The organism is Pseudomonas sp. ES4, assembly GCF_050586665.1.
GTDB lineage: Bacteria > Pseudomonadota > Gammaproteobacteria > Pseudomonadales > Pseudomonadaceae > Aquipseudomonas > Aquipseudomonas frederiksbergensis.
This window is the reverse complement of sequence record NZ_JBOBDO010000005.1, coordinates 235,435-258,280: the sequence shown is the minus strand read 5'-3', so window position 1 is coordinate 258,280 and position 22,846 is coordinate 235,435. Positions and strand designations below refer to the sequence as shown.

22 protein-coding genes and 1 pseudogene are annotated in these 22,846 nt (G+C 58.3%); 10 read left to right on the top strand and 13 right to left on the bottom strand.

The genetic code is table 11. The annotated features are described in order from the left end of the window. Positions 1-697: 697 nt before the first annotated feature. The 9 genes from ACQ4OB_RS08560 to ACQ4OB_RS08520 form a co-directional block, all read right to left on the bottom strand. Entirely contained in the window at positions 698-1,117 is a 420-nt protein-coding gene (locus ACQ4OB_RS08560; protein ID WP_430955493.1) for an organic hydroperoxide resistance protein, read from the bottom strand. A gap of 203 nt (positions 1,118-1,320) precedes the next feature. Further along, the gene (gene msrA, locus ACQ4OB_RS08555) at positions 1,321-1,827 is read right to left on the bottom strand and encodes a peptide-methionine (S)-S-oxide reductase MsrA (protein WP_074875768.1); all 507 of its coding nucleotides are present in this window, start codon (positions 1,825-1,827) and stop codon (positions 1,321-1,323) included. 80 nt (positions 1,828-1,907) lie between these two features. Continuing rightward, entirely contained in the window at positions 1,908-2,309 is a 402-nt protein-coding gene (locus tag ACQ4OB_RS08550) for a GFA family protein (protein WP_430955492.1), read from the bottom strand. A 200-nt stretch (positions 2,310-2,509) separates the two neighbouring features. After that, complete coding sequence (locus tag ACQ4OB_RS08545; protein WP_074875770.1) at positions 2,510-3,502, bottom strand: LacI family DNA-binding transcriptional regulator; 993 nt, start codon at positions 3,500-3,502, stop codon at positions 2,510-2,512. A gap of 75 nt (positions 3,503-3,577) precedes the next feature. Further along, complete coding sequence (locus ACQ4OB_RS08540; RefSeq protein ID WP_074875772.1) at positions 3,578-5,080, bottom strand: glycoside hydrolase family 32 protein; 1,503 nt, start codon at positions 5,078-5,080, stop codon at positions 3,578-3,580. Continuing rightward, complete coding sequence (locus ACQ4OB_RS08535) at positions 5,077-6,222, bottom strand: ABC transporter ATP-binding protein (RefSeq protein WP_430955491.1); 1,146 nt, start codon at positions 6,220-6,222, stop codon at positions 5,077-5,079. The genes ACQ4OB_RS08540 and ACQ4OB_RS08535 overlap by 4 nt, the downstream gene beginning before the upstream one ends. A gap of 27 nt (positions 6,223-6,249) precedes the next feature. Then, the gene (locus ACQ4OB_RS08530) at positions 6,250-7,092 is read right to left on the bottom strand and encodes a carbohydrate ABC transporter permease (RefSeq protein WP_074875776.1); all 843 of its coding nucleotides are present in this window, start codon (positions 7,090-7,092) and stop codon (positions 6,250-6,252) included. After that, a complete protein-coding gene (locus tag ACQ4OB_RS08525) occupies positions 7,089-8,051 on the bottom strand; it encodes a carbohydrate ABC transporter permease (RefSeq protein ID WP_074875779.1) in 963 nt (320 codons plus the stop codon). The genes ACQ4OB_RS08530 and ACQ4OB_RS08525 overlap by 4 nt, the downstream gene beginning before the upstream one ends. A 21-nt stretch (positions 8,052-8,072) precedes the next feature. Continuing rightward, a complete protein-coding gene (locus tag ACQ4OB_RS08520; protein ID WP_430955490.1) occupies positions 8,073-9,347 on the bottom strand; it encodes an ABC transporter substrate-binding protein in 1,275 nt (424 codons plus the stop codon). Between the two features lie 168 nt (positions 9,348-9,515). Between ACQ4OB_RS08520 and ACQ4OB_RS08515 the strand changes: the two genes are divergently transcribed. The 3 genes from ACQ4OB_RS08515 (at position 9,516) to ACQ4OB_RS08505 (ending at position 12,659) form a co-directional block, all read left to right on the top strand. Beyond that, positions 9,516-11,081 (top strand): carbohydrate porin, encoded by a 1,566-nt coding sequence (locus ACQ4OB_RS08515; protein ID WP_430955489.1) that lies wholly within the window; start codon positions 9,516-9,518, stop codon positions 11,079-11,081. A gap of 138 nt (positions 11,082-11,219) precedes the next feature. Then, the gene (locus ACQ4OB_RS08510; RefSeq protein WP_074875786.1) at positions 11,220-11,435 is read left to right on the top strand and encodes a hypothetical protein; all 216 of its coding nucleotides are present in this window, start codon (positions 11,220-11,222) and stop codon (positions 11,433-11,435) included. A 186-nt stretch (positions 11,436-11,621) separates the two neighbouring features. Continuing rightward, positions 11,622-12,659 carry a GGDEF domain-containing protein gene (locus ACQ4OB_RS08505; RefSeq protein WP_173860492.1) on the top strand — a complete coding sequence of 346 codons (1,038 nt, stop codon included), beginning with the start codon at positions 11,622-11,624 and terminating at the stop codon, positions 12,657-12,659. A 269-nt stretch (positions 12,660-12,928) separates the two neighbouring features. Here the strand turns inward: ACQ4OB_RS08505 and ACQ4OB_RS08500 are convergent, their stop codons facing one another. Then, a complete protein-coding gene (locus ACQ4OB_RS08500; RefSeq protein WP_076031459.1) occupies positions 12,929-13,360 on the bottom strand; it encodes a nuclear transport factor 2 family protein in 432 nt (143 codons plus the stop codon). Between the two features lie 259 nt (positions 13,361-13,619). On the opposite strand from ACQ4OB_RS08500, the gene ACQ4OB_RS08495 reads away from it, so the two are divergent. The 5 genes and pseudogenes from ACQ4OB_RS08495 (at position 13,620) to ACQ4OB_RS08475 (ending at position 17,528) form a co-directional block, all read left to right on the top strand. Further along, entirely contained in the window at positions 13,620-14,252 is a 633-nt protein-coding gene (locus ACQ4OB_RS08495; protein ID WP_430955488.1) for a CDP-alcohol phosphatidyltransferase family protein, read from the top strand. After that, entirely contained in the window at positions 14,239-14,838 is a 600-nt protein-coding gene (locus ACQ4OB_RS08490; protein WP_074875795.1) for a lysophospholipid acyltransferase family protein, read from the top strand. The genes ACQ4OB_RS08495 and ACQ4OB_RS08490 overlap by 14 nt, the downstream gene beginning before the upstream one ends. Continuing rightward, positions 14,835-15,782: a phosphatidate cytidylyltransferase gene (locus tag ACQ4OB_RS08485; protein WP_102616185.1), complete on the top strand. Its 948-nt coding sequence runs from the start codon at positions 14,835-14,837 to the stop codon at positions 15,780-15,782. The genes ACQ4OB_RS08490 and ACQ4OB_RS08485 overlap by 4 nt, the downstream gene beginning before the upstream one ends. Before the next feature lie 132 nt (positions 15,783-15,914). Next, positions 15,915-16,670 (top strand): annotated as a pseudogene (locus tag ACQ4OB_RS08480) (MCP four helix bundle domain-containing protein); the annotation flags it as partial. Further along, a complete protein-coding gene (locus tag ACQ4OB_RS08475) occupies positions 16,665-17,528 on the top strand; it encodes a methyl-accepting chemotaxis protein (RefSeq protein WP_430955516.1) in 864 nt (287 codons plus the stop codon). The pseudogene ACQ4OB_RS08480 and the gene ACQ4OB_RS08475, both read left to right, overlap by 6 nt. Before the next feature lie 89 nt (positions 17,529-17,617). On the opposite strand, the gene ACQ4OB_RS08470 is transcribed toward ACQ4OB_RS08475, so the two are convergent. Further along, positions 17,618-19,381 (bottom strand): L-lactate permease, encoded by a 1,764-nt coding sequence (locus ACQ4OB_RS08470; RefSeq protein WP_430955487.1) that lies wholly within the window; start codon positions 19,379-19,381, stop codon positions 17,618-17,620. 169 nt (positions 19,382-19,550) lie between these two features. On the opposite strand from ACQ4OB_RS08470, the gene ACQ4OB_RS08465 reads away from it, so the two are divergent. Together ACQ4OB_RS08465 and ACQ4OB_RS08460 are read left to right on the top strand one after the other, a co-directional pair. Beyond that, a complete protein-coding gene (locus ACQ4OB_RS08465; protein ID WP_074875803.1) occupies positions 19,551-19,787 on the top strand; it encodes a hypothetical protein in 237 nt (78 codons plus the stop codon). 41 nt (positions 19,788-19,828) lie between these two features. Beyond that, entirely contained in the window at positions 19,829-20,242 is a 414-nt protein-coding gene (locus ACQ4OB_RS08460; protein ID WP_430955486.1) for a DUF1801 domain-containing protein, read from the top strand. Positions 20,243-20,275: 33 nt separating this feature from the next. On the opposite strand, the gene ACQ4OB_RS08455 is transcribed toward ACQ4OB_RS08460, so the two are convergent. Both ACQ4OB_RS08455 and ACQ4OB_RS08450 read right to left on the bottom strand, forming a co-directional pair. After that, complete coding sequence (locus tag ACQ4OB_RS08455) at positions 20,276-21,205, bottom strand: LysR family transcriptional regulator (RefSeq protein ID WP_074875807.1); 930 nt, start codon at positions 21,203-21,205, stop codon at positions 20,276-20,278. A gap of 67 nt (positions 21,206-21,272) precedes the next feature. Further along, positions 21,273-22,247 carry a quinone oxidoreductase family protein gene (locus tag ACQ4OB_RS08450; RefSeq protein ID WP_430955485.1) on the bottom strand — a complete coding sequence of 325 codons (975 nt, stop codon included), beginning with the start codon at positions 22,245-22,247 and terminating at the stop codon, positions 21,273-21,275. Between the last annotated feature and the right edge of the window lie 599 nt (positions 22,248-22,846).

The following is a 22,846-nucleotide window of genomic DNA, read 5'->3' as shown; positions in this document are numbered from 1 at the left end:
GGAAAAGCCCCAAGTAACCAAGGGCTTTTGCCCCTTTCGTACGGTGGCTCGCCTAGGCTCGCCATACCCTCGCTCCGGTCCTGCTCCGTGGGCCCGCCGCCATCGGCCATCCATGGCCGGGGGCGGCTAACCCGGCATCCATGCCGGGTTGCCCACTGCGCAGAACCTCCACTCGGCCTACCGAGGGGGCGACTACCGCAACAGCACCGCGAGGCGGCCTACCGGCCGGCCTGCCTCTTCAAGCGTACGCATTCCCCCTGTGGGAGCGAGCCTGCTCGCGAAAAACGTCCGGACACCGCGTTCATTCTGACAGCACGCGTTATCGTTCACGTCTTTCGCGAGCAGGCTCGCTCCTACAGGTAAAACGCCGGGCTTTTGATCTTGCTTTTGATCTTGATCTGCCCCGTCGGAAGGCCGAGCGCAGGTTCTGCGCAGTGGGCAACCCGGCATGGATGCCGGGTTAGCCGCCCCCGGCCATGGATGGCCGATGGCGGCGGGCCCACGGAGCAGGACCGGAGCGAGGGCATGGCGAGCCTAGGCGAGGCACCGTGCGTCAGGGGCAAGAGCGTTTGGTTACTTGGCGCTTTTCCAAGTGACTCGCTGTAAGAGCGAAACCGCCAGCCGCCATCACCGCAGAAACGGATATGTACGCCAACAACCCTAAGTGAACAGCATCAGGCCCCACGAGGTGCTTCGATCAAACCAGATTGATCGTGACGTCGATGTTGCCACGGGTCGCCTTCGAGTACGGGCACCGCTGATGGGCACCATCCACCACCGCCCGTGCGACAACAGGGTCCAGACCTGGAAGGCTGACATTGAGGCGTGCCTGGAGGAAAAAGGCGTCTTCGGTCTTGCCCAGGTCCACTTCGGCATCGACGGCAACGTCACTCGGCAGGGTCACCTTCAAGGCGACTGCCGCCTTAGCCATTGCACCGATGAAACAGGCCGACCAACCCGCAGCCAGCAGCTGTTCAGGATTGGTGCCATTCCCGGACGAGCCAGGCGCGGAAAGCTTGATGTCCAAACGTCCATCGTCGCTTCGCGCCTCGCCGTTACGGCCTCCGGTGGTGTGGGTCTTGCCGGTGTAAAGCACGGTTTCGATTTCATTGATCATGAGGTGACTCCTGCTGGGGGTGGGCTCTTTAGCCTGGGTTCATCGCAGAACACCAGGTGTGCGACGCCGCCCACTTTTTCACCTTCATGTACTGCGTATGTGTCCTGATCCTGCGGTTGTGTATGGCTGTGTAAGATCGCCCGCGAACATACAGAGCGATACAAATCATCTTGCCTCCGACTCTTCGCAAGTGCACAGCACCATTACCCTCGTTTGGGCAGTTTCCAGTCTGGCCGAATGAAATGGCAGGTGTAACCGTTGGGGTAGTGTTCGAGGTAGTCCTGATGCTCCGGTTCTGCTTCCCAGAACGGGCCTGCGGGCATGATTTCAGTGACGACCTTGTCGGGCCAGAGGCCGGATGCATCAGCATCGGCCACCGTGTCCTCGGCCACCTGCTTCTGTTCATCGTTGAGATAGAAGAGCGCCGAGCGGTAGCTCATACCCACATCGTTACCCTGACGATTCTTCGTCGTCGGGTCGTGGATCTGAAAGAAAAACTCGAGGATCTGGCGATAGCTGATCTGGTCCGGATCGAACACAATCTCGATCGCTTCCGCGTGCGTGCCATGATTGCGGTAAGTCGCATTGGGCACATCGCCGCCGGAGTAGCCCACCCGCGTGGACACTACGCCGGGGTAGCGTCTCAGCAAATCCTGCATGCCCCAGAAGCAGCCACCGGCCAGGATGGCAGTTTCAGTTCGCGTCGTCATAGTACGGTCCCTCCCATCAGTGAATTTGGCATCAGGTCTCAATCTACCTCATGTGCTTTCGCTTTTTTGGCCAAAAGCGTTCACTCCGTCCGCGGCCACCGATCCTCGATTGAGTACCACGGCGCTTTCGATGCAACACACACGTGTTTCTGTTTTTCATTCAGAAACAGCGTATCCAGCGTGCCTATCGCCACGGACATCCAATCCGAAAACTCGCCTTTGGAATCAGACCAGAACAGCGAAGAGCCGCAGTCGCCACAGAACTGTCGTGCGACGCCTCCAGACGAGTTAAAGGTTTTGAGCGTTTCGACCCCCGCCATGATTGTAATCGCCGACCTGGGTGCGCTTGCATACGTCGCGAATGCTGCCCCGTGGCCCTTGCGACATTGGCTGCAATGGCAGTGGGTAACCGCTTTCAGCTCGGCGGCCACGTAATATTTCACTGCGCCGCACAGGCAACTTCCTTGGTGAAGTACATCCATGTTCATCGTTTCTCAGGTGTCGGTTGCGCCACTTTAGCGGTCTGCCGGGTTGAGTGAAACCCAAGAGCCCGGTCTTTCGTCAGGCGGTTTTAATGCATCGGCAGCCCCCAGGATTTGATGCATCCTCATCGTTGCCGCCCGAAGCTCTTTCACGACCCATCGAAAGCAAGCGGGCGTGTAATCACCGAATGAGCTCATTCTTACAGTGATGCCCTGACCACCAATGGACAATCAACTGGCTGAGCTCCTGATACCTCAATGGTCTCGATCAGGTGCCGGGCAGCCTTGCGACCGATCTCGTAGTACGGCAGTTGCACCGTCGTCAACGGCGGGATGAACAGCTCAGCGATACCGATCATGTTGTCATAGCCGAGTACGGCGACATCGTCGGGGATTTTCAGGCCTCGGCCCAACAACAGCTGATAGGCACAAAATGCAATGCGGTCATTGCCACAGATCAGAATGTCGAATTGGGGACGACCATCAATGATGTGCCGGTCGAGGATGGCTGCGGTTTCACCATAGGCATCATGATCGGAAAGGTCGTATTGCAGGAGTGCGTCAGGCGCAAGACCGAATGCCTGACAGGCACGCAGCAAGCCTTTTTGTCGCAGGTCCCAGGCCAGACTCTGTTTTGGCAAATTGATACACAGAGGGCGCCGATAGCCTTGGCTTAACGCATGATGTACGGCTCGATACTGCCCGGTTTCGTCGTCGGGCACATAACTCACCAGGCGACTGTCATCCGCCAGGCAATTGGCGAGTACCAGGGGTTTGCTCTTCAAGCGCTCGGGAATGTTCACGTGGCGAAACCCCATGGCGCTGAAGATCAACCCGTCGGGACGGTGCGACAACATCAGGTCGATGTTCTGGTCGGTGGGCGGGTTGCTCAACAGGTTAAGGATGAACACATTCCAGCCCGCCTGCTGTGCGGTCTGTTCGATGGACAGCAGCAACTCGACTGCGAACGGTGTAGTCGCGGTGTCCAGCGCGAACACTCCGATGGTGCGCGACTGGAGGTTGTCGCCGCGCATCTTGCGCGCCGACAGGCTCGGTACGAATTGCAGTTCATCAATGGCGCGACGTACCCGCTGAAGGGTTTCGGGGCTCAGTTTTTCCGGGGTGTTGAGCGCTCGAGAAACCGTCATCAGGGACACGCCGGCCAGCTGTGCAACGTCTTTCACTGAAGTCATGCGAGGCGAGGCCGGTCAGGTTGACGCAGGATCATGACACAGGGCCCGCGCTTCTCGCGACTCGATTGACGCTGTTCATAACCATCCCGAGGCCAGAGGCCATGCCTTGGGAATGGAGACACGCCCGCCACTCCCGCTGGCCAGCAGCTTCACGCCCAGACTGTCGGGCCGCGGATAGAGGCGACTGCTGAGGCTGAAGCGCCCGTTTTCGTCGAACACCTCGATGGACGAGCGATCGAGGAACACCCGCAGTTCCAGTTGCCCTTGTGTCGGGTCTATCGCCACGCTGCGCTGACCGGTGACTTGCGCACCCGAGCGGCTGCGGTCAAGCACCAGGCGCTGCAGTGACGCATCGTAATAGAGCAGGGTTTCTTCCTTGCCATCATCGCTGCAACGCAAGGCGATTCCGAGGTGGCCATCGGTGCAGCCGAGCAGATCCAGATGCACATGGATTTCGAGCATATCGCCATTCACTTCCGGCACCGACCGCGTACCCGACTCACCCCACCAGAGCGTGCCCTGCAATGGCGCTTTGCGCAGAGCGGTGAGCTCACGTGCCGGATAGACGCAAAGGCGATCTGCGTGCAGTTCAAGTTCGCGCGGCAAACCGAGCATGCCGCACCAGTGATGAGCCTGGCTCGGCATCGGGCTTTCCCACATGTCGAGCCACGCCCACACAAGGCGCCGACCGTCGGCGGCCAGTAGCGTTTGCGCCGCATAGAAATCGTGGCCGTTATCCAGCTCGATAAAAGGCCCGCCAGTAAAGTGCCATTCGCTGTCGAGTCGGCCCACTCGATAACCGGTCTGGTACTTGTTGAGCCGATCGTAACCCTGGGGCTGCATGCCTTGAGGGGAGTAGAGCAGCACATCGCGCCCGTTCAGCCGGAACAGGTCCGGGCACTCCCACATATAGCCATCACCCTCGCTGCCGCTGGCCACATAGTCGAGGAATTCCCAGGCGTGCAGATCCGTGGAACGGTACAGCGGCAGCAGCGGCACATCGCCCAGACGTGCGCCGGCAATCAGGTACCAACAGTCATCTTCCTGCCATACCTTTGGGTCGCGAAAGTGCATGATCGTGTCTTGCGGCGCGGTCTCGATGACGGCGCCATGCTTGACGAACCGGATGCCGTCGCTGCTGGTCGCCAGGCACTGGACTTGACGGATCGAGCGCTCGTCGCCCACGTCCCCCAGCCAGGTGTGCCCGGTGTAGATCAGTGCCAAGGTCTCCCCGCACACCACCGCGCTGCCGGAAAAACAACCGTCACGGTCGAACTCATCGCCGGGTGCCAGCGCAATGGGCAAATGCTGCCAATGGACCAGATCGGCGCTCTTGGCATGCCCCCAATACATCGGGCCCCATTTCGCGTCGAAGGGGTGGTGTTGGTAGAACACATGGTATTCGCCACGAAAGTACACCACCCCGTTAGGGTCGTTCATCCAGCCCGCTGGGGGGGCAAGATGATAACCGGGACGATAATCATCGCTGACGCGAGACAGGCCATCACTCAGCGCATGCTGCGCAAGGTCAAGGGCGCAAGACATTGGGTCGTTCATGGGATTCAAATACACAGTCATAGGGCGCTTGCTCGTGCCGAGCGCAGAGGGACGCCATCCGGCAGGGTTTCAATGGTTTGCGGGTGACGCTTCAAGGCCGCGCCGTCGGCGTCGAACAGGTGCAGGTTGTCGATGTCCAGCTGCAGCTCAACCCGATCGCCCGCTTGCCATCCGGCGCTGACTTCGCAACGACAGATCAATGGCTCGTCTTGACCTGTCTCGAGGTGCACATAGGTTTCGCTGCCCAGGTATTCGACCGCGGTAACGACGACGCCGGCAGTTCCATCTGCCGGTTTGAGCGACACATGCTCCGGGCGAATCCCCAGGCTCAGCTGCGTGCTCGTCGCCAGGTTCGAGCTGTCGAAGGGCAGGGGCGTGATACCCCATACGAGGGTATCCACCAGGCTGGTTTCGCCTGGCGTCTGCAGGCGCGCCGGCAGAAAATTCATTCTGGGCGAACCGAGAAAACCGGCGACAAAGCGGCTGGCCGGGCGTTCATAGAGTTCGCGCGGTGAGCCGACCTGTTCTACGCGCCCGCCATTGAGCACGACAATTTTGTCGGCCAGGGTCATCGCTTCAACCTGATCGTGGGTGACGTAGATCATGGTCGAGCCCAGCCGATCATGCAGTCGGGCAATTTCGTTGCGCATCTGCACCCGCAAGGACGCATCCAGGTTGGAAAGCGGCTCATCGAACAACAAGATGTCCGGTTCCCGCGCCATGGCTCTGCCCATGGCCACACGCTGACGCTGCCCACCGGACAGTTCCTTTGGCTTGCGTTGCAGCAGTTTGTCCAACTGCAGGATTTGTGCGGTTTTCAGCACGCGCTCGCGCAGGCTGGTCTTCTCAGTCTTGGCCAGTTTGAGACCAAAGCTGATGTTGTCGTAGACGCTCATGTGCGGGTACAGCGCATAAGACTGAAACACCATGCCGACACCACGCTCGCGCGGCTCCAGGTCGTTGACCCGTCGCCCGTCGATCAGCAGGTCGCCGCCGCAGATCGAATCCAGCCCGGCGATCAGTCGCAGCAGGGTCGACTTTCCGCAGCCCGAAGGGCCAACGAACACCACGAATTCACCCGCCGCGATTTCCAGGCTGACGTCGCGAAGAATGCGCATGCCGCCCAATTGTTTGTTCACGTTGTCCAGTTTCAATTTGATCACGATGCTGTTCCTTGTCTTTGTTGGGCATCAACCCTTTAACGCGCCGGCAGTGAGACCGGAAACGATTCGGCGCTGGAAGATCAGCACCAGAATCACCAGTGGGACGGTGACCACCACCGAGGCGGCCATCAATAACCCCCAAGGCAACTCATGGGGACTGCCGCCGGAAATCAAGGCGATGGCGACCGGCACCGTGCGTTGCGTGTCGGTGAGGGTGAAGGTCAGGGCAAACAGGAACTCGTTCCACGCGGCGATGAAGGCCAATAAGCCAGTGGTGACCAGTGCGGGCCAGAGCAACGGCAACAGCACGCGGGTCAGCGTGACCCAGGGCGAGGCGCCATCCATGATTGCCGCTTCTTCCAGTTCATGGGGCAGTTGCCCCATGAACGTGGTCAGTACCCAGACTGTGAAGGGCAGGGTGAAAATCGTGTAGCTCAGGATCAACGCCCAGGAGGTGTTGTACAGACCCAGTGCACGGATCACTTCGAACAGCCCCGACAACACCGCGACCTGAGGAAACATCGACACGCCAAGGACCATCATCAAGACCGTGCCACGCCCCCGAAACTTCACCCGGCCCAAGGCATAGGCGGCGGTCAGGCTGAGGAACAGCGCCAATGTCACCACGCACAGCGCAACCACCAGCGAGTTGCCGATCGCCCGCAGGAATGAGGCTTGATTGAGCACTGCCACGTAATTGGAGAAGTCGGGGTTTTCGATCCAGTAACTCACCTCGAACAAGGCGCTGGACGGCTTCAGCGACGTCACGATGGCGTAGTAGAAAGGGAAGACCGCATACAGCAGCAACACCCCGATCAGACACCAGAATCCGAGGCGCAACAGGGCTTTTTTCAGTAGGCGCAGGTTCATGACCGGACCTCCAGTTGACGGCGTCCGAGGTAGAGATAAAGCAGGGCGATGACTGCAACCACCAAAAACAACAGCGTCGAGGCCGCGCTGCCGTAACCGACGTCCTGGAATTCCACCAGGTGCTGGCGGGCATACACCGACATGCTCATGGTGCTCGATGAATTCGAGGTCAGCACATAGATCACGTCGAATACTCGCAGCGAGTCGAGGATGCGGAAGATCGCCGCCACCAGCAGTGCGGGCATGAGCAGGGGAAGCGTGACACGCCAGAACACTTTCAGTGGATGAATGCCATCGACCCTGGCGGCTTCGTAGCAATCGCTTGGCAACATCTGCAAGGCGGCCAACATCAGCAGCGTGACAAAAGGGACGGTCTTCCAGACATCGACGATGATCACCGCCCACATCGACAGATCCGCATCGGCCGTCCAGGCCAGAGGCGCGTCAATCAGGCCGAGGCTCAGCATCAGGTGATTGATGATGCCGAACTGGTCGTTAAGCATCCATGACCAGATCTTCGCCGAGACAATGGTCGGAATCGCCCAGGGAATCAGAATCAACGCCCGCACCAGCGAACGGCCGGTGAACTTGATGTTCAGCAGCAACGCCACCAGCAGTCCCAGTACGACTTCCAGTCCCACCGACACCACGGTGAAATGCAAGGTGTTGCGCACCGCGTTCCACCATTGTGGATCGACCAGAATGCCCGACCAGTTGGTACCGTTGTGGAATAGATAATTGCTCAAGCCAACGAAGGTTCCGCCACCGGTATCCGCCAGATTGGCGTCGGTCAGGCTGAACCAGAATGTGCGCAGTAGCGGCCAGGCTGCCACCAGGGCCAGACACAGCAACATCGGCGTCAGAAACAGCCAGGCAGCGCGTACTCGGCGTCGTTGTACGGGCGTTTCCCTGGTGAGCAGCAGCTCATCACAGGGGGCATGGGTAGAAGAGACAGACATGGTGATTTCCTTCCTTGTGGCTTACCAGTTCCGGCGTTTGATGCGCGTGAGTTCGTTTTCCAGTTCGGCCAGCGCCTGATCGACAGGCAACTCGCCCGCCAGCACGCCATGCACTCGATCGAAGAACGCATTGGAGACCCGTGGATAACGATCGGCAGTGATGGAGGCGGGGCGCATGACTCCATCGTTGAGAATGCTGTGCAGCTGAGCGTAATAAGGCATGGCCGCGAGCAGTTCGGGGTCTTGATACAGCGACTCGATAACCGGGTTATAGGCGCCAATCAGGGCACGATGTTTTTGCTCTTGAGCGCTGGTCAGGTAGCTCACCAGTTCTGCGGCAAGTTTTGGATGGGCGCTGTAACGCGATACCGCCAGGCCCCAGCCACCGAGAGTGGATGCATGGCTGCCGGTCTCGCCGCCGCGGGGCAGGGGAGCGACCCCGACCTTGTCTTTTACGGCACTGTCCTGACTTTGGACCAGAGCCCAGACATACGGCCAGTTACGCATAAACAGCGCATTGCCCGACTGGAATACGCCACGGCTTTCTTCCTCGGTGTAATTGAGTACGCCACGCGGGGAGATGTCGCCTACCCAGCTTTTCGCCAGGGTCAAAGCCGTTCTTGAGGCCTGACTGTTGACCACGATGTCACCTTTTGGATTGACCAGCCCGCCTTCCGGTTGGCTGCTGATCCACTCCAGCGCGTTACACGTCAGACCCTCGTAGGCGCGTCCCTGAAAGATGTAACCCCACGCATTGGGGTTCCCGGCGTTGCGTTCAGCCTGTTGAACATCCTTTGCGGTAGAGGTCATTTCCTCCCAGGTCTGGGGAACCTGCTTGTCGTATTTCTCGAGCAAGTCCTTGCGGTAATACAGCAGGCCTGAATCGGTGAACCACGGCATCGTCACCAGCTGTCCGTTCACTGTGGCGTTATCCACCTGTGCCTGGAAATAACCCTGGGTCGCGTTGGCTGGAAGCACCTCGCGCAGATCCATCAGGTGTTTGGCCAGCATTCCCGGCCACACCATATCGATTTGAATGATGTCGATGTCGGCGGACTGCGCGCTGAGGATCTGTTGGTAGAACGACAACCGCTCGGTCGCCGAGTTAGGCGTGGAAACCACCTCGACGTTGTTGCCGGTCTGTTTCGACCACGCCTCGACAGCCTCCTTGCAGAGTTGTAACTCAGCACCCACCGCACCGCACGAGATCGTCAAATTGGCCGCGCTCGAGAGGGATGGAAGCCCGGCACAGAGGGTGAGCAGTGCTGCTGGAAGAAGAGATTTCAGCTGTTTCATAGAGCCCTCTTTATTTTTGTTTTTAGAAAAGTTAACGTTAACATCGCCAAATGTAGCAGCGTATTTGCGATGAGGCATCCTTTTTTTCGTTGATTGCGACAATTTACAACTCACGAAAAATGGCCGGTCGCGGGAACAAAACAATAAAAACAAAACAGGGAAATCCACATGCACAAAGCATCAGGCTGGCTACTCGCTGGCGTGCTCGGCACATCGGCGGCAACCTCTCAGGCCGCGACTCTGGAAGAACGCATGGCTGCGTTTGAAGCCCGTACCAGCGCAGCGGAAAAGCGTGCAGCCGCAGCCGAACAGCAAACCCAGGCACTTGCCAGGGAATTGCAGCAAATCAAACTCGCAGCTCCCGCCTTGCAGCCCGCCGCGTCTACTGCCGCAGCTATTTCGGCGCCTGCTTTGGACACCCGACTGGCAAAACTCGAAGCCCGTCAGCAAAGCATGGAAAAGCAGGGCAGCAGCGGACACCTCACTGACGGCTTCAGCTTCAAGGGCTACGCCCGCTCCGGATTGCTGATCAACGATGGGCTGGGTGGTGGTCGTGGTGGCCCTTATACAACGCCTGCCGGTTCAGTCGGTGGTGCCGTCGGGCGACTCGGTAACGAAGACGACACCTACATGCGCATAGACCTGTCGAAAGAGATGCATGCGCAGAACGGCACCCGATCCAAATTCACCGTGTCCATCGCCGACGGTGTGGAAAGCTCCAATGACTGGACGGCCGACGAGAGCAACCTGAACGTGCGTCAGGTATTTACTGAACTCGATCATCTCGCCGCCTTCAAGGGCAATTCAGTGTTCGAGAACTCCACTCTGTGGGCGGGCAAGCGATTCGACAGGGACAATTTCGATATCCACTGGCTGGACTCGGACGTGGTCTTTCTGGCCGGCACCGGGGGTGGGATCTACGATGTGCAGATGAACAAGGACTGGCGCTCGAATTACTCCTTGATCGGGCGCAACTACGGGGATTTCAGTGAAGGCGGTATCAACGCCGATGTGGAAAGCTACATCCTGACCTCCAACCAGTTCTTCGACAGTGGTCAGTGGCAGTGGATGTTCAATGGCATTGGCTCAAAGAAAAACGACTTTGGCACTCGCAGCAATGAAGCGGGCCTGGCGCCTGCGGATTCCGGCTTGCACAGCATGCTGGCCAATCACCAGAAAAACTTTTTCGGCAGGGAAGGCTTCTTCAAAACAGCACTGCTCTATGGGCAAGGTCTGGGGGCAGAGGTCAAGAACATCGGTTCGGATGGCGAACTGATCGACGACGCCCGCGCTCTGCGCCTGGCGCTTTATGGTGAGACACCCATTGCACCCGGCTGGCGTATCGGCCCCAGTTTGTTGGCCGAACAGAGCAAGGACAGATACGTCAAGGGTGACGACTACCGCTGGATGACCCTGAACGTGCGGTTGGCCAATGAAATCAACAGCAATTTCGAGATGGCCTACGAAATGAGCTGGCAAACCATGGACCTCGACCCCAAGGGTTACATGCAACGCAATGCGGTCGACGGTAACTTCTGGAAATTCACGGTCGCTCCGACATTCAAGCCTGATTTTGGAGACCTTCTCACACGTCCCGAATTGCGAGTGTTCGCAAGTCTCATGAACTGGTCTTCGGACCTGGACAGATACAGTTCCACAGACAACTTCGGCAAGACGGACTTCAACGCCGGAGGTGTGTGGCAATACGGGATACAAATGGAAACCTGGTTTTAATACTTGAACGCGTCCGGACAACCCGCCTTCAGTGCGTCTGCTGGCGGTTGTTGCAAACAGAGATGGTTCCTGCAGCTGAAATACTGACGAAACATTCTGGCCATATGATTCGCGTCACTGAAATCCAGGGAGTTGGAGATGAATCGACCATCAAGAAGCATGCGCAAACTGCTCGACGCCGTCGCCACTAACAATGAGGTAGCGGCGCTAGATATGATGCGCGCAGCAGAGCATCTCCAAGACGAAGTGCTACGCCAGCGGTTGCTCAACATGATTCACCGACTCAACCAGGACGCCATGGACTTACGAGCGGCGCGTGACGATATCCAAGGCGGAGCCATAAAGCTCGCGTGATCATTCTCGGTGACGTCTCTTGGTCTGTATGCCGCGTTGGGCTTGGGCCAAGGGCGCGTTGACCCGTCCGAGCTATCCCGGTGGGTCAGCCGGGTAGGGACGCCTTATGTATGGCTGGTTGGTGTACGTAAGGATATGCTGCCCCCGACTTCATGTATGCCAATAAAAACCAACCACAGTGACGTTATGAGCCAACTAGAGACGCGTGCGACTGCCCTAACGCTGTATCCAGAGGACTCCCGAGAGGCGGCGGCCCTGCTGAAGCAGGCCGTACCACTGATGGTGCGTCACAACATTCCACCAAACCCCGTGCACTATGCTCTCTGGTACACCTACAGCAAAGGTCAGGAGCCAGAGCTTAATCGCCATCTGGACAGGGTGGTCAAAGACTTCGACTGTTTCCCTCCAGAATCCGCTACGAAGCTTTTTCGCGACTACATCATTCGTGACGAATTGGAGGAGGCGCGCGCAGGGCAACAACAAGCGATCGATCTGGTTGACGACATGGAGCGTAATGTCTCGCGTAGTGTGAATGGCAGTTCCAACTTTCAAGCCAGTCTTGGCCATTGCATGGAAATGCTCGCGGAGCCGGTTGACCAGAGGTTGCCTGCCATTCTGAGCGAGCTGCAACAGAGCACCCAGGTCATGCAGGATCAGCAAGAGCTTTTCCTGTCCCAGTTGCACTCAGCGCAAAATGAAATCAAGAGTCTGAGAGACAAGCTCGAGCGAGCCCAACTGGCTGCATCTTTGGATGGTCTGACTAAGGTGTTGAACCGAGCTACCTTCACTCGCTTGCTGGAGCATGCATTGATCAACGCTCCTCATGGGGTGGCATTGGTCATGTTGGATATCGATCATTTCAAGCAGTTCAATGACCGCTATGGCCATCCTTTGGGCGACCGCGTACTTGAGCATGTTGGTCAGGTGTTACGGAACTCAATCCCGCCTCAGGCCTTGGCGGCACGCTATGGGGGTGAAGAGTTCTGTGTAGTCCTGCAAGAGTGTTTTGATCTCACCAGTGCTCATGCTTTTGCTGAGCAGCTGCGCCTGAAAATTCAGGCGCTGCGGATCAAGGTTCGTGGCACGGATGAGGTGCTGGACACTGTAACTGCGTCTTTGGGTGTCGCCGTCGCCAAATCTGGTGACGATGTGGAAAGCCTTCTGACTCGTGCCGATGATGCCCTCTATCAAGCCAAGCGCAGCGGGCGCAACCGAGTGAGCTGAGATCATTGATGTATTTTATTTTTTAAGACTGCTGGCTAGAAAAGCGGAGATGTCGAAGAAGGGATCAATCCGGTGAATCATCAGCCCGATCTGTTCGATCAGAAGGCCCGGAATTATCAGGCTCGCTGGCCTTTGCTGTAGCGTTTCACCGCGCCCCAGTGACCGGCAAGCTGAGCAGTTGATCGGCAGCGGGCTGGCCCTGGAACGGAGCAAGGAGAGAGTCGGGACACCGCAGTCGGGCTGACCGGTATCCCTTCGTTACGCAAAAATCAGAACTTGAACGCTTGTCGGCCTACCAGCAACCAGTGGCCTTTCTGTTTTTGCCAGATCTGGAAGTTCTCGATTTCGGTTGGAACCACTTCGGTGCCTTTGAGCGCTTGTGCCGAGAAGTGATGACGAACCAACGCTACGTCACCCGATACGGTGATGGTCTGGTTCTGCATCTCCAGGGTTTTGAACGCGCTTTTCCCGGTTTCGATATCGGCGATGAATTCCTTCTTGTCCTGAATCTTCCCGCTGGAATGCCCGTAGGTCAGGTTCTCGGCGGTCAGTGCTTTCAGTTCGGCAATGTTCTTGTGCAGCATGGCTTGTGTCAGATGATCGACGGCTTGCGCAACATCCTTGTCCGCGGAAGCAGGGGCGGCTGCTACATAGCCACTGAAGAGGCACAAGAATCCAATCAGCACTTTCACTTTTTTCATGGGGGTTTCCTTGTTGTTTTGGGTGGTTGCTTGTCGGTCGTCGTACAACTTAGCACGAGGCATGGAAAAAAACGAACAGGTGTTGAGGGCTTGTCTCGAGGTTTGAAAGTCGGAACGACATCCCGAAAATGAACAGAAAATTTTTGATGGGGTGAAGCAGGGTTTGTTGGCAAAGTCTTCATATTGCTGGATGTGGTCAGCGCAACTCGCCATTACAATGCAATACGCAGTAACACATCACTTATAGGGATATTGGCCAGTGGATGACAACAGAAGGCCCATCAAGACGCGCTCTGCGGGCTGGGCAAGACACCTCACCGACATGCTGGTGAAAAGAGACATTTCCCCCAATCAGATATCCGTCGCCAGCATCGCCTTCGCGTTTGTCGGCGTCGTGGCCCTCAATATTGACAGCGGTGTCGTTGGATCGATTTGCTGCGCGATCGGCATTCAGTTGCGCCTGCTGTGCAACCTCTTCGATGGGATGGTGGCGATAGAGGGCGGCAAGAAGTCGGATATCGGCAGCCTCTACAACGAATTCCCGGACCGGATCGCCGACAGCTTGCTGATCGTCGGGCTCGGGTATGCCATTGGCCAATCCGACCTCGGATGGTTTGCTGCCCTTGCGGCAGCACTGACCGCATATGTCAGGGTGTTCGGCGGCTCGATCGGCCTCAAGCAGACCTTCATCGGCCCTATGGCCAAGCAGCATCGAATGGCCGTGATGACCGCAGGACTGCTGCTGAATGCCGTCGAAGCCAGCGTTTATGGCACTCACTACGTACTGTTGATCGCACTGGCTGGCATCGCCATCGGCTCCGTCGCCACCTGCGTCACGCGAACGCTGGCAATCGCCAGGCAGCTGAAAGGGGCCGACCATGTGGATCAGTAATGCGCTGATTTCTGTTCTTCGACTGTTGATTGGCGTCACGGCCAGATGGGAGAGCCCGCCGGATCTCACCCGTCAGCGAATCTATTTCGCCAATCACACCAGTCACATGGACACCTTGGCCATCATTGCGGCCCTGCCGCCCGAGGCCCGGTTGAATGTGAAGCCGATTGCCGCTGCCGATTACTGGGGAAAGAACCGGTTTCTGTCGTACATCTCGCAGAAAGGCCTGAATGCGGTGCTGATTGACCGTAAACCGGCGCCCGGTAAAAACGCACTGGAGCCCATTTTCGATGTGGTGCAGGCGGGGCATTCGATCATCTTCTTTCCCGAAGGCACGCGCTCATCCGAGGCACTGCCCGGGGAATTCAAATCAGGTCTGTACCGGCTGGCCGAGACCTTTCCCGATGTCGACCTGGTGCCGATCTACCTGGAAAACCTTCATCGCTCCATGCCCAAAGGCAAACACGTCCCTCTGCCGATCATCTGCACGATCCGTATCGGCAATCCGATGGAAAGGATTGCTGGCGAGGATAAACAGGTGTTTCTGGAACGCGCGCGTAACGCCATCGTGGAGCTGTCGAAATGACTCTTGATGCAAAGTTTTTGTGGTTCTTTTTCGGATTGGCCTGCTTGCTGGCAATTGCTTCGCTGGCCGGTCGATTGTTGGCCCTGCGGGCCAAAACGGAAGGCGCTGTCTCGACCGTCGAAAACCTCAATCAGCGCGTGAATGCCTGGTGGGGGATGGTCATCATCTTCTTTGTGTCCTACCTGCTGGGCGGTAATGCAACAGTCGTTCTGTTCGGTTTCATCTCACTGTTCGCGCTCAGGGAATTCATCACCCTGACACCGACCAGGCGAGGTGATCATAACGCTCTGTTTTCGGCGTTTTTCATCCTGATCCCGCTGCAATACATCCTCATCGGCACGCACTGGTATTCGATGTTTACGCTGCTGATTCCGGTGTATTCATTCCTCCTGCTACCGGCGATTGCGGTGCTGAGCCAGGACACTGACGGCTTCCTGGAAAGGACGGCGAAGATCCAGTGGGGCGTGATGATCTGCATTTATTGCATCAGCCATGCGCCCGCACTTTTGCTGCTGGACCTGGAAGGGTTCGCCGGCCAAAACGCGCTGCTGCTGTTCTATCTGGTGTTCGTCGTTCAGTTGAGTGACGTGTTGCAGTACGTGTTCGGCAAGCTCTTGGGCAAGCACAAAGTTGCGCCGCTGGTGAGTCCGTCAAAAACAGTCGAAGGTCTGGTCGGTGGCGGGCTGTCTGCAACGCTGATTGGCGGCTGCATGTTCTGGATGACTCCCTTCAGCTTCTGGCAGTCACTGCTGATGTCGTTCGTCATCGTGGTGATGGGCTTCCTCGGTGGTCTGGTCATGTCGGCGATCAAACGCAGTCTGAGCGCCAAGGACTGGGGCACCATGATCAAAGGTCACGGCGGCATGCTCGATCGCATGGACTCGATTTGCTTCGCGGCGCCGATCTTCTTTCACCTGACGCGCTACTTCTTCTCCGCTGCCTGATTCAGGCGCCCTCAAAACCGAAAAAACATACCGCATGTCGTAAAGACATGCGCGTATGGACATTCGCTTCATTAACCACTCTTGCCGGTCGATAACCTCTTGAGCGACCCAATCCGCGAGAGGAACCCCAGAGTGTCCATAAAATTACGTTTGATTCTGCTGATTGGCACCGGGCTGATTACCGCGTTGCTCATGAGCCTGGTCAGTTACCTGGGAAATACCCGGATGGCTGAGGCGGTGAATGACAACGAGGTCAGTATGGCCTTGCTGCGCAATCACCTCGAAGCCGACATGATGCACGACGCGTTACGCGCCGACGTGCTGTCGGCGATGCTGGTCGGGCTGGGTAAAAGCACCAGCAGCAAAGCCGAGGTGCGCAGTTCCACCGAGGAGCATGCGGCGCACTTTCGTGAAATGCTCGGTGAAAACCTCAAGCTGCCGGTCAACGACGTTCTTAAAGCGGGCCTGAATAAGATCAAGCCCAGCCTCGATACCTACATCAGCGCAGCCGAACGCATCGTCGCGCAGGCGCTGGAAAATCCGGAGGCCGCGCAGCAACAACTGGGTAGTTTCAGTAGCGTATTCAGCCAGCTGGAAGTTCAGATGGCCGCGCTCAGTGAGCTGATCGAAACCAACACCCACCAGACCAGCGTCGGCACTCAGACAGTCATCAGTAACGCCAACTTCACCCTCGGCGGCGTCCTGATCGCCAGCCTGCTATTGCTGTTGGCCCAAGGCCGCTGGGTGATTTTGAGCATCATGGGGCCGTTGCAGACCGCCAGCCGCATCGCCGACAGCATCGCCCATGGCAACCTGAGCGAAGCGATTGTCGAGCCCACTCACAACGACGAAGCGAGCGCCCTGATCCGCAGCCTCGCGACCATGCAGCGCGACCTGCGCGGCATGATCGAAGCCGTGCGCAGCAACGCCCACGGCGTGAGCGGCATGAGTGAACAATTGAGCAGCGGCTGTCACGAAGTGGCCGGTAGCAGCCAGCAGCAAAGCGTTGCCGCCAGCACCATGGCAGCGGCTGCCAGCGAAATGACCGCGAGCATCGAGGAAATCACCCGGCATGCCGAACGTGCGTTGAACATGGCCAATCAGGCCGAGGCATTGGCCAAGGATGGCGGTCGTGTGATCCATCAGGTGGTCAACGACATGGACGGTATTGCGCGTTCGGCGCAGCAGTCGGCCCAGGTGATCCGCACACTGGACAAGGAGTCCGAAGGGATTTTCAGCATCATCCAGGTGATCAAGGGCATCGCCGATCAAACCAACCTGCTGGCGCTCAACGCCGCGATCGAAGCCGCTCGTGCCGGTGAGCAGGGCCGTGGATTTGCCGTGGTGGCCGACGAAGTGCGCAGCCTGGCGGGACGCACCAGCGCCTCCACCCAGGAAATTGCCACGATGGTTTCACGCATTCAGCAAAGCACCCGCGAGGCGGTGACCAGCATGGAGGCGGGCGTGGCGCAGGTCGACAAAGGCATGGCGGTGACCGCCGACGTCGAGCGCGCCATCCGCGAAATCCTCGACGCCACGCTGAACACTACGCAACTGGTCAACGACATCACCCGCACCATTGGTGAGCAGAGCCTGGCCAGCAATGAAATCGCCCATCAGGTCGAAATGATTGCCGGCATGTCCGAAGGCAATAGCAAGGTCATCGGCCGGACCGCCTCTACCACCGATGAGTTGTCTAGCCTGGCGGGCCAGCTCTCGCAGTCGGTGGATCGGTTTCGGCTTTGAGGACTTTTACTCAAGTTCTAGAAGCTGGTCGACACCGCGTACCCCGATGATCATTCGATCACCGGGGTGTACACGCCGAACTGCATCCATCAATGCCCACCCACCACCATATGACTGAACGGCGCCACATACGCCTGCAACGTCACCAAACCACCGACCAGAATGGCCAGGATGATCGAGTGGAAAAACACATAACGCAGGATTTCCCCTTCATGCCCGTACCAGCGGGTGGCGGTGGAGGCGACCACGATCGACTGGGCGTCGACCATCTTGCCCATGACCCCGCCGGAGCTGTTGGCGGCAGCCATCAACACCGGGCTGATGCCCAATTGCTCGGCAGTCACCCGTTGCAAACCGCCGAACAGCACGTTGGATGCGGTATCCGAGCCGGTCAGCGCCACGCCAAGCCAACCGAGCAGAGTGCCAAACATGGGGTAGAAGATGCCCGTCGCGGCGAAGGCCAGGCCCATGGTGGCGTCCAGTCCTGAATAGCGGGTGAGGAAACCCAGGGCGAGCATCGCGACAATGGTGATCAGCGAGTAGCGCACGACCCAGATCGTTCGCAGGTACTGGTGAATCAGTTGCGGGATGGAATAGCCCATCAGCAGCCCGCCGAGGATCGCCGACAGCAGGATGCCGCTACCGGTGCTGGTGAACCAGGTGAACTTGTAGACCGCTTCCTCGGTTTTAGGCGCGGGCACTACAGGCGGGACCTTCTCGATCTGCTGGTGAATCGTGGTGAACGTCACGACCGGAGCGAAGATCGGGTTGGCTTCACGCATCGGTTTGCCTTGAGGGTCGAGCTTGGCCGAGTGGGTGACCGGATCAATCGCCGGGCGGGTATCGAACATGTTTTTGAAACCCTGGGTGCCCCAGGCGAACACGAACACGGTGAGGATGATCCACGGCATCCACGCGCGCATCACCGCAGGCTTGGCATCGTTGGCAAAGGTCGCGCTGGCGACGGGTTTTTCGTCATGCTCTTCGGCAATTTTTGAGTTGTCGACGCGCCCTGACAGTGCGGCGGAGGTGTGCACGGTGGCCGGCTTCCATACCTTGAGGAAACCGGTCAGGCAGGCCATGGAAATCAGTGCGGCGATCACGTCCACCAGCATCGGCCCGTGGTAGTTGGACACCAGGAACTGCGGCACGGCGAAACTGACCCCGGCCACCAGAATCGCCGGCCAGATTTCCAGCATCTTGCGCCAGCCGGCGAAGGCCCAGATCAACCAGAACGGCACGATCACCGAGAAGAACGGCAATTGCCGGCCGACCATCATCGACAGTTCCATTTCATCCAGGCCGGTCACCTTGGCCAGAGTGATGATCGGCGTACCCAGCGCACCGAACGCCACGGGCGCGGTGTTGGCGATCAACGCCAGGCCAGAGGCGGCCAGTGGCGAGAAGCCTAACCCGATCAGAATCGCCCCGGTCACCGCCACCGGCGTACCAAAACCCGCAGCCCCTTCGAAGAATGCACCGAAGCAGAAGGCAATCAGCAGCAATTGCAAACGTCGATCGTCGGTGATGCGCGCCAGGGAATCCTGCAGCACTTTGAACGAGCCGTTCTCGGTGGTTAGCCGATGCAGGAAGATAATGTTGAGCACAATCCAGCCAATCGGCAGTAAGCCGTTGGCGGCGCCGTACAGGGCGGCCGAGCCGGCCATGTCCGCTGGCATGTCGAAGGCGAAGATCGCGATCACCAGCGCAGACGCCAGGGCCATCAATGCGGCCAGATGCGCTTTCACATGGAAAAACGCCAGGGCTGCCAGCATCACCACGACCGGCACGGCTGCCATGAGGGTTGAAAGTATCGGGTTTGCGAACGGATCGTAGATTTGCTGCCAGACCATGTTCCACCTCTGCTTTTTATTGTTGGGCGTGCAGACCCCGAGGGGGCGGTGGCTTCTAGTATAGGTGGCATTACGCCGCTGTCCTGGCAGGCCTTTGAGTGGGCCGCGCTGAGCTAACATGGCCAATGGGTAAATGCGCAACTCGGATTTCAACAGGAGAAATGCAGCCATGACTGAACGCCATATGCACCACAAGGAAACGCTGTCGAACGGATGCAGGATCGAAGTCAAAGCCGAGATATTGAAGGACGGCTCACTGGGGATGTTCATCGGTGTTTACCGGCCGGACGGCACGGCCATTGTTGAGGATCACGATCCCAAACCGCATCTGCTTGACATGGAGGCTGCCTTTGACTGGGGGATCGAAAAGGCCAAGACCCTCGGCAACAGTCAAAAAACACTGTAAACGCGGTTTTGGACACCCTCGTGAAGAAGGCGACAACCACCATGAAGAAAGAGCAGGGCGGTGCAAATGAAGAAGAGAGGGGAGCTTCGGCCTCTCAGATGATCGACGCGAGAATCAAGGAACTGGACGATTGGCGGGGCGAGACGCTCGCCCGGGTCCGAACGCTCATCCGCCAGGCCGACCCTGACGCGGTCGAGGAATGGAAGTGGCGGGTCCCAGTGTGGTCGCACGACGGAATCATCTGCACCGGCGAGACCTACAAGCAGGTCGTGAAGTTGACGTTTGCCCAGGGCGCCGCGCTGCAAGACCCTTCCGGCCTCTTCAACGCCAGCCTGGAAGGCAACACCCGACGTGCCATCGATTTGCATGAGGGCGACACACTCGATGAGAACGCCTTGAAGGCGCTGATTCTCGCCGCCGTGGCGTTCAACACGAGCAGGCGTGCGAAACCCTGACGCGGCCTCGCTGACAGGCTTCGGTTTCAAGCGCTACGGTTGGGGCAACTGCCAGGGCGCGCCTCGTGCAAACGCTGCCTCGATCCAGTGCTTGAACGCCGTCGTCGTTGCCGTGTTGTACTTGGCCGACGGGCGCACCAGATAGACACCCGCGTCTGCATCCAGCTGCCAGTCGGGAAGCACTCTGACGAGGTGAGCGCTATCGATGTCCCTCGTCATGAGCCACTCACCGCCGGCAAGAATGCCCAGCCCCATGCGGGCGGCGGACAGCAGGGCCTCATTGTCGTTACTGACCATGGCGCTGCGCACCCTGATGCTCTGCTGATCGCCATCGCGTGTCAGCTTCCATTCCGGGTACGAATGCAGCCCGGTGAAGCCCAGGCAATTGTGCTCGGCGAGGTCTGCCGGTGTCGTCGGTTCGCCTTGGCGTTGCAGGTAGGCGGGTGCCGCACAGAGGATTCGGCGGTGATCGCACAACTTCCTGGCCACCAGTCGATTGTCTGACAGCTCACCGATTCGGATCGCGGCATCGAAACCCTCCGCGACGATGTCGACGAATCTCTCCGAGTATTCAACCTCTAGCGTCACCTCGGGGTAAGCCAGGGCGAACTCGGACACCATCGCGCTGAGCCATAATCGCCCCATCGCGGCTGGCAGGGCGAGTCGCAATCGTCCCCTGACCTGTGCCGCGCCTTGGGCCGCCTCTTGCTCCGCTTGGGTAATTAAACTGACGGCATGACCAAGCTGTGAGACCAGACGCTGTCCCTCGTCGGTAAAACGCAGTTGCCTTGTCGTCCGCTCCACCAGACGTATTCCGAGACGAAGTTCCAAGGCACTGAGCCGTTTGGACAGCACCGACGGATGCCGTTGCAGCATCCTTCCGGCGGCCGCAAAAGAGCCGTGTTCGGACAGCGCCAAGAGGGTGGCGAGTTCATCTGCCTGTCGGCTATCGAACAGATCCATGCAACGGCAAACCTCGCAAATTCAAGGAAACAAGGGCACGGGCCGCAGGCATCGTCCCAGGTTCTACTCAGGGCGTAAGGACAATTGCACCTTGCGACAGTCCACTTTCCATATCGGCGTGCGCCTGTGCTACGTCAGCCAATGGGTAGCGACGCCAGATTCGAGGTTGAATGATACCGGCGGCGACCGCTTGCAACACCTCCTGTGCGCGCTCCTGATACTCCTGCGCGGTGGCCGTATGCGCGGCGAGAGACGGTCGGGTCAGGAACAGAGAACCTTTGGCGTTGAGGGTGCTGACCTCGACAGCCGGCGGGATGCCCGAGGCCATGCCGAAAGACACCATCAAGCCACGCGGTCGAAGGCTGTCGAGGGAGGCTTCGAAAGACACCCGCCCGATAGGGTCATATACGACGTCAACCTTTTGCCCGTGGGTGACCTCGGCAACCTGGGCGGCCAATGTCGCTGCGTCGAACACCAGTACTTCATCACAACCGGCGGCCTTGGCCCGCTCGATGCTGTCCTGTTTCGAGACCACACCTATCACGAAGGCGCCAAGGTGTTTGGCCCAGGGCACCATGATTTGCCCCAACGCACCCGCGGCGCCATACGCCAGCATTCTGGTGCCTGGGCCAACGGGGTAGGTCGTCTTGAGCAAATAGTGGGCAGTGATGCCCTTGAAGAGCAGGGCCGCTGCTTCGTCGAAACCGAGGTCATCGGGAATCTTCACGAGCCGATTCGCCGGATAGAGGCGACCGCTTGCATAGGCACCCATCGGGCCAGTGGCGTACGCGACCCGGTCCCCAACGGCAACTTCGGTGACGCCTGGACCTATCGCCGTCACCTGTCCGGCGCCTTCAAGGCCAAGTCCTGAGGGCAGGGGAACACGGGCAGCACCGGAGCGTTGGCTCACGTCCAAAGGGTTCACCCCGATGGCCGCTTGCGCCAGCCAGACTTCTCCGGCTCCCGGTGCTTGCGCCGTGGTTTTTTCGAGCTGCAAAACCTGAGGCCCGCCAGTTTCCTGAAGTGTAACGGTGCTTACCATTTGGAACTCCCGATGCGTTGGTCGTGCTGGGAGTCTAATGAGTTGCCAGTGAAGCACTAGTAAGGGTAATTGCAGTTCATTGTTGTAGCAGGTGCAGCAATGGTCGGCGAGACAATACGGTCTGGATTTGGCCTGTCATCATGCTGGATGGCGTTGTCGTACGACTTTTTTTGATATCAAGACGCTCAGACCTAGCGAGCAACACCCGAAAAATAAAAAACTGATGGCCCTACAGCCAGCGGCATCTGTACAAAGTTGCACTTTTAATGGGCAGACTTTGTCGAGACGAACGGCTGTTTTTTCAGATTGACAGCCCGGCATTGAACTCGATATAAAAGGCGCAGTTGTACGACGACAGACGATTATCGACTGTTAAACACTAAAAATAAAAACGAGTGTCGGCCCCATCATGAATTCAACCCGTCTGCGCATCCCCCTGAATGCCGCTTCCTATGGTTCGACCTCGACTGCTTGCCCATCCCCACGGTCAGGCCCGTCGCATACGACTGTCCCGCCCAACGCTCGATAGCTCTTGCCAAATGTCCGACTCCAGCCGCTGAGCTTGGAGTCCCATTTTCGATCCCGCAATACCGTGGCGT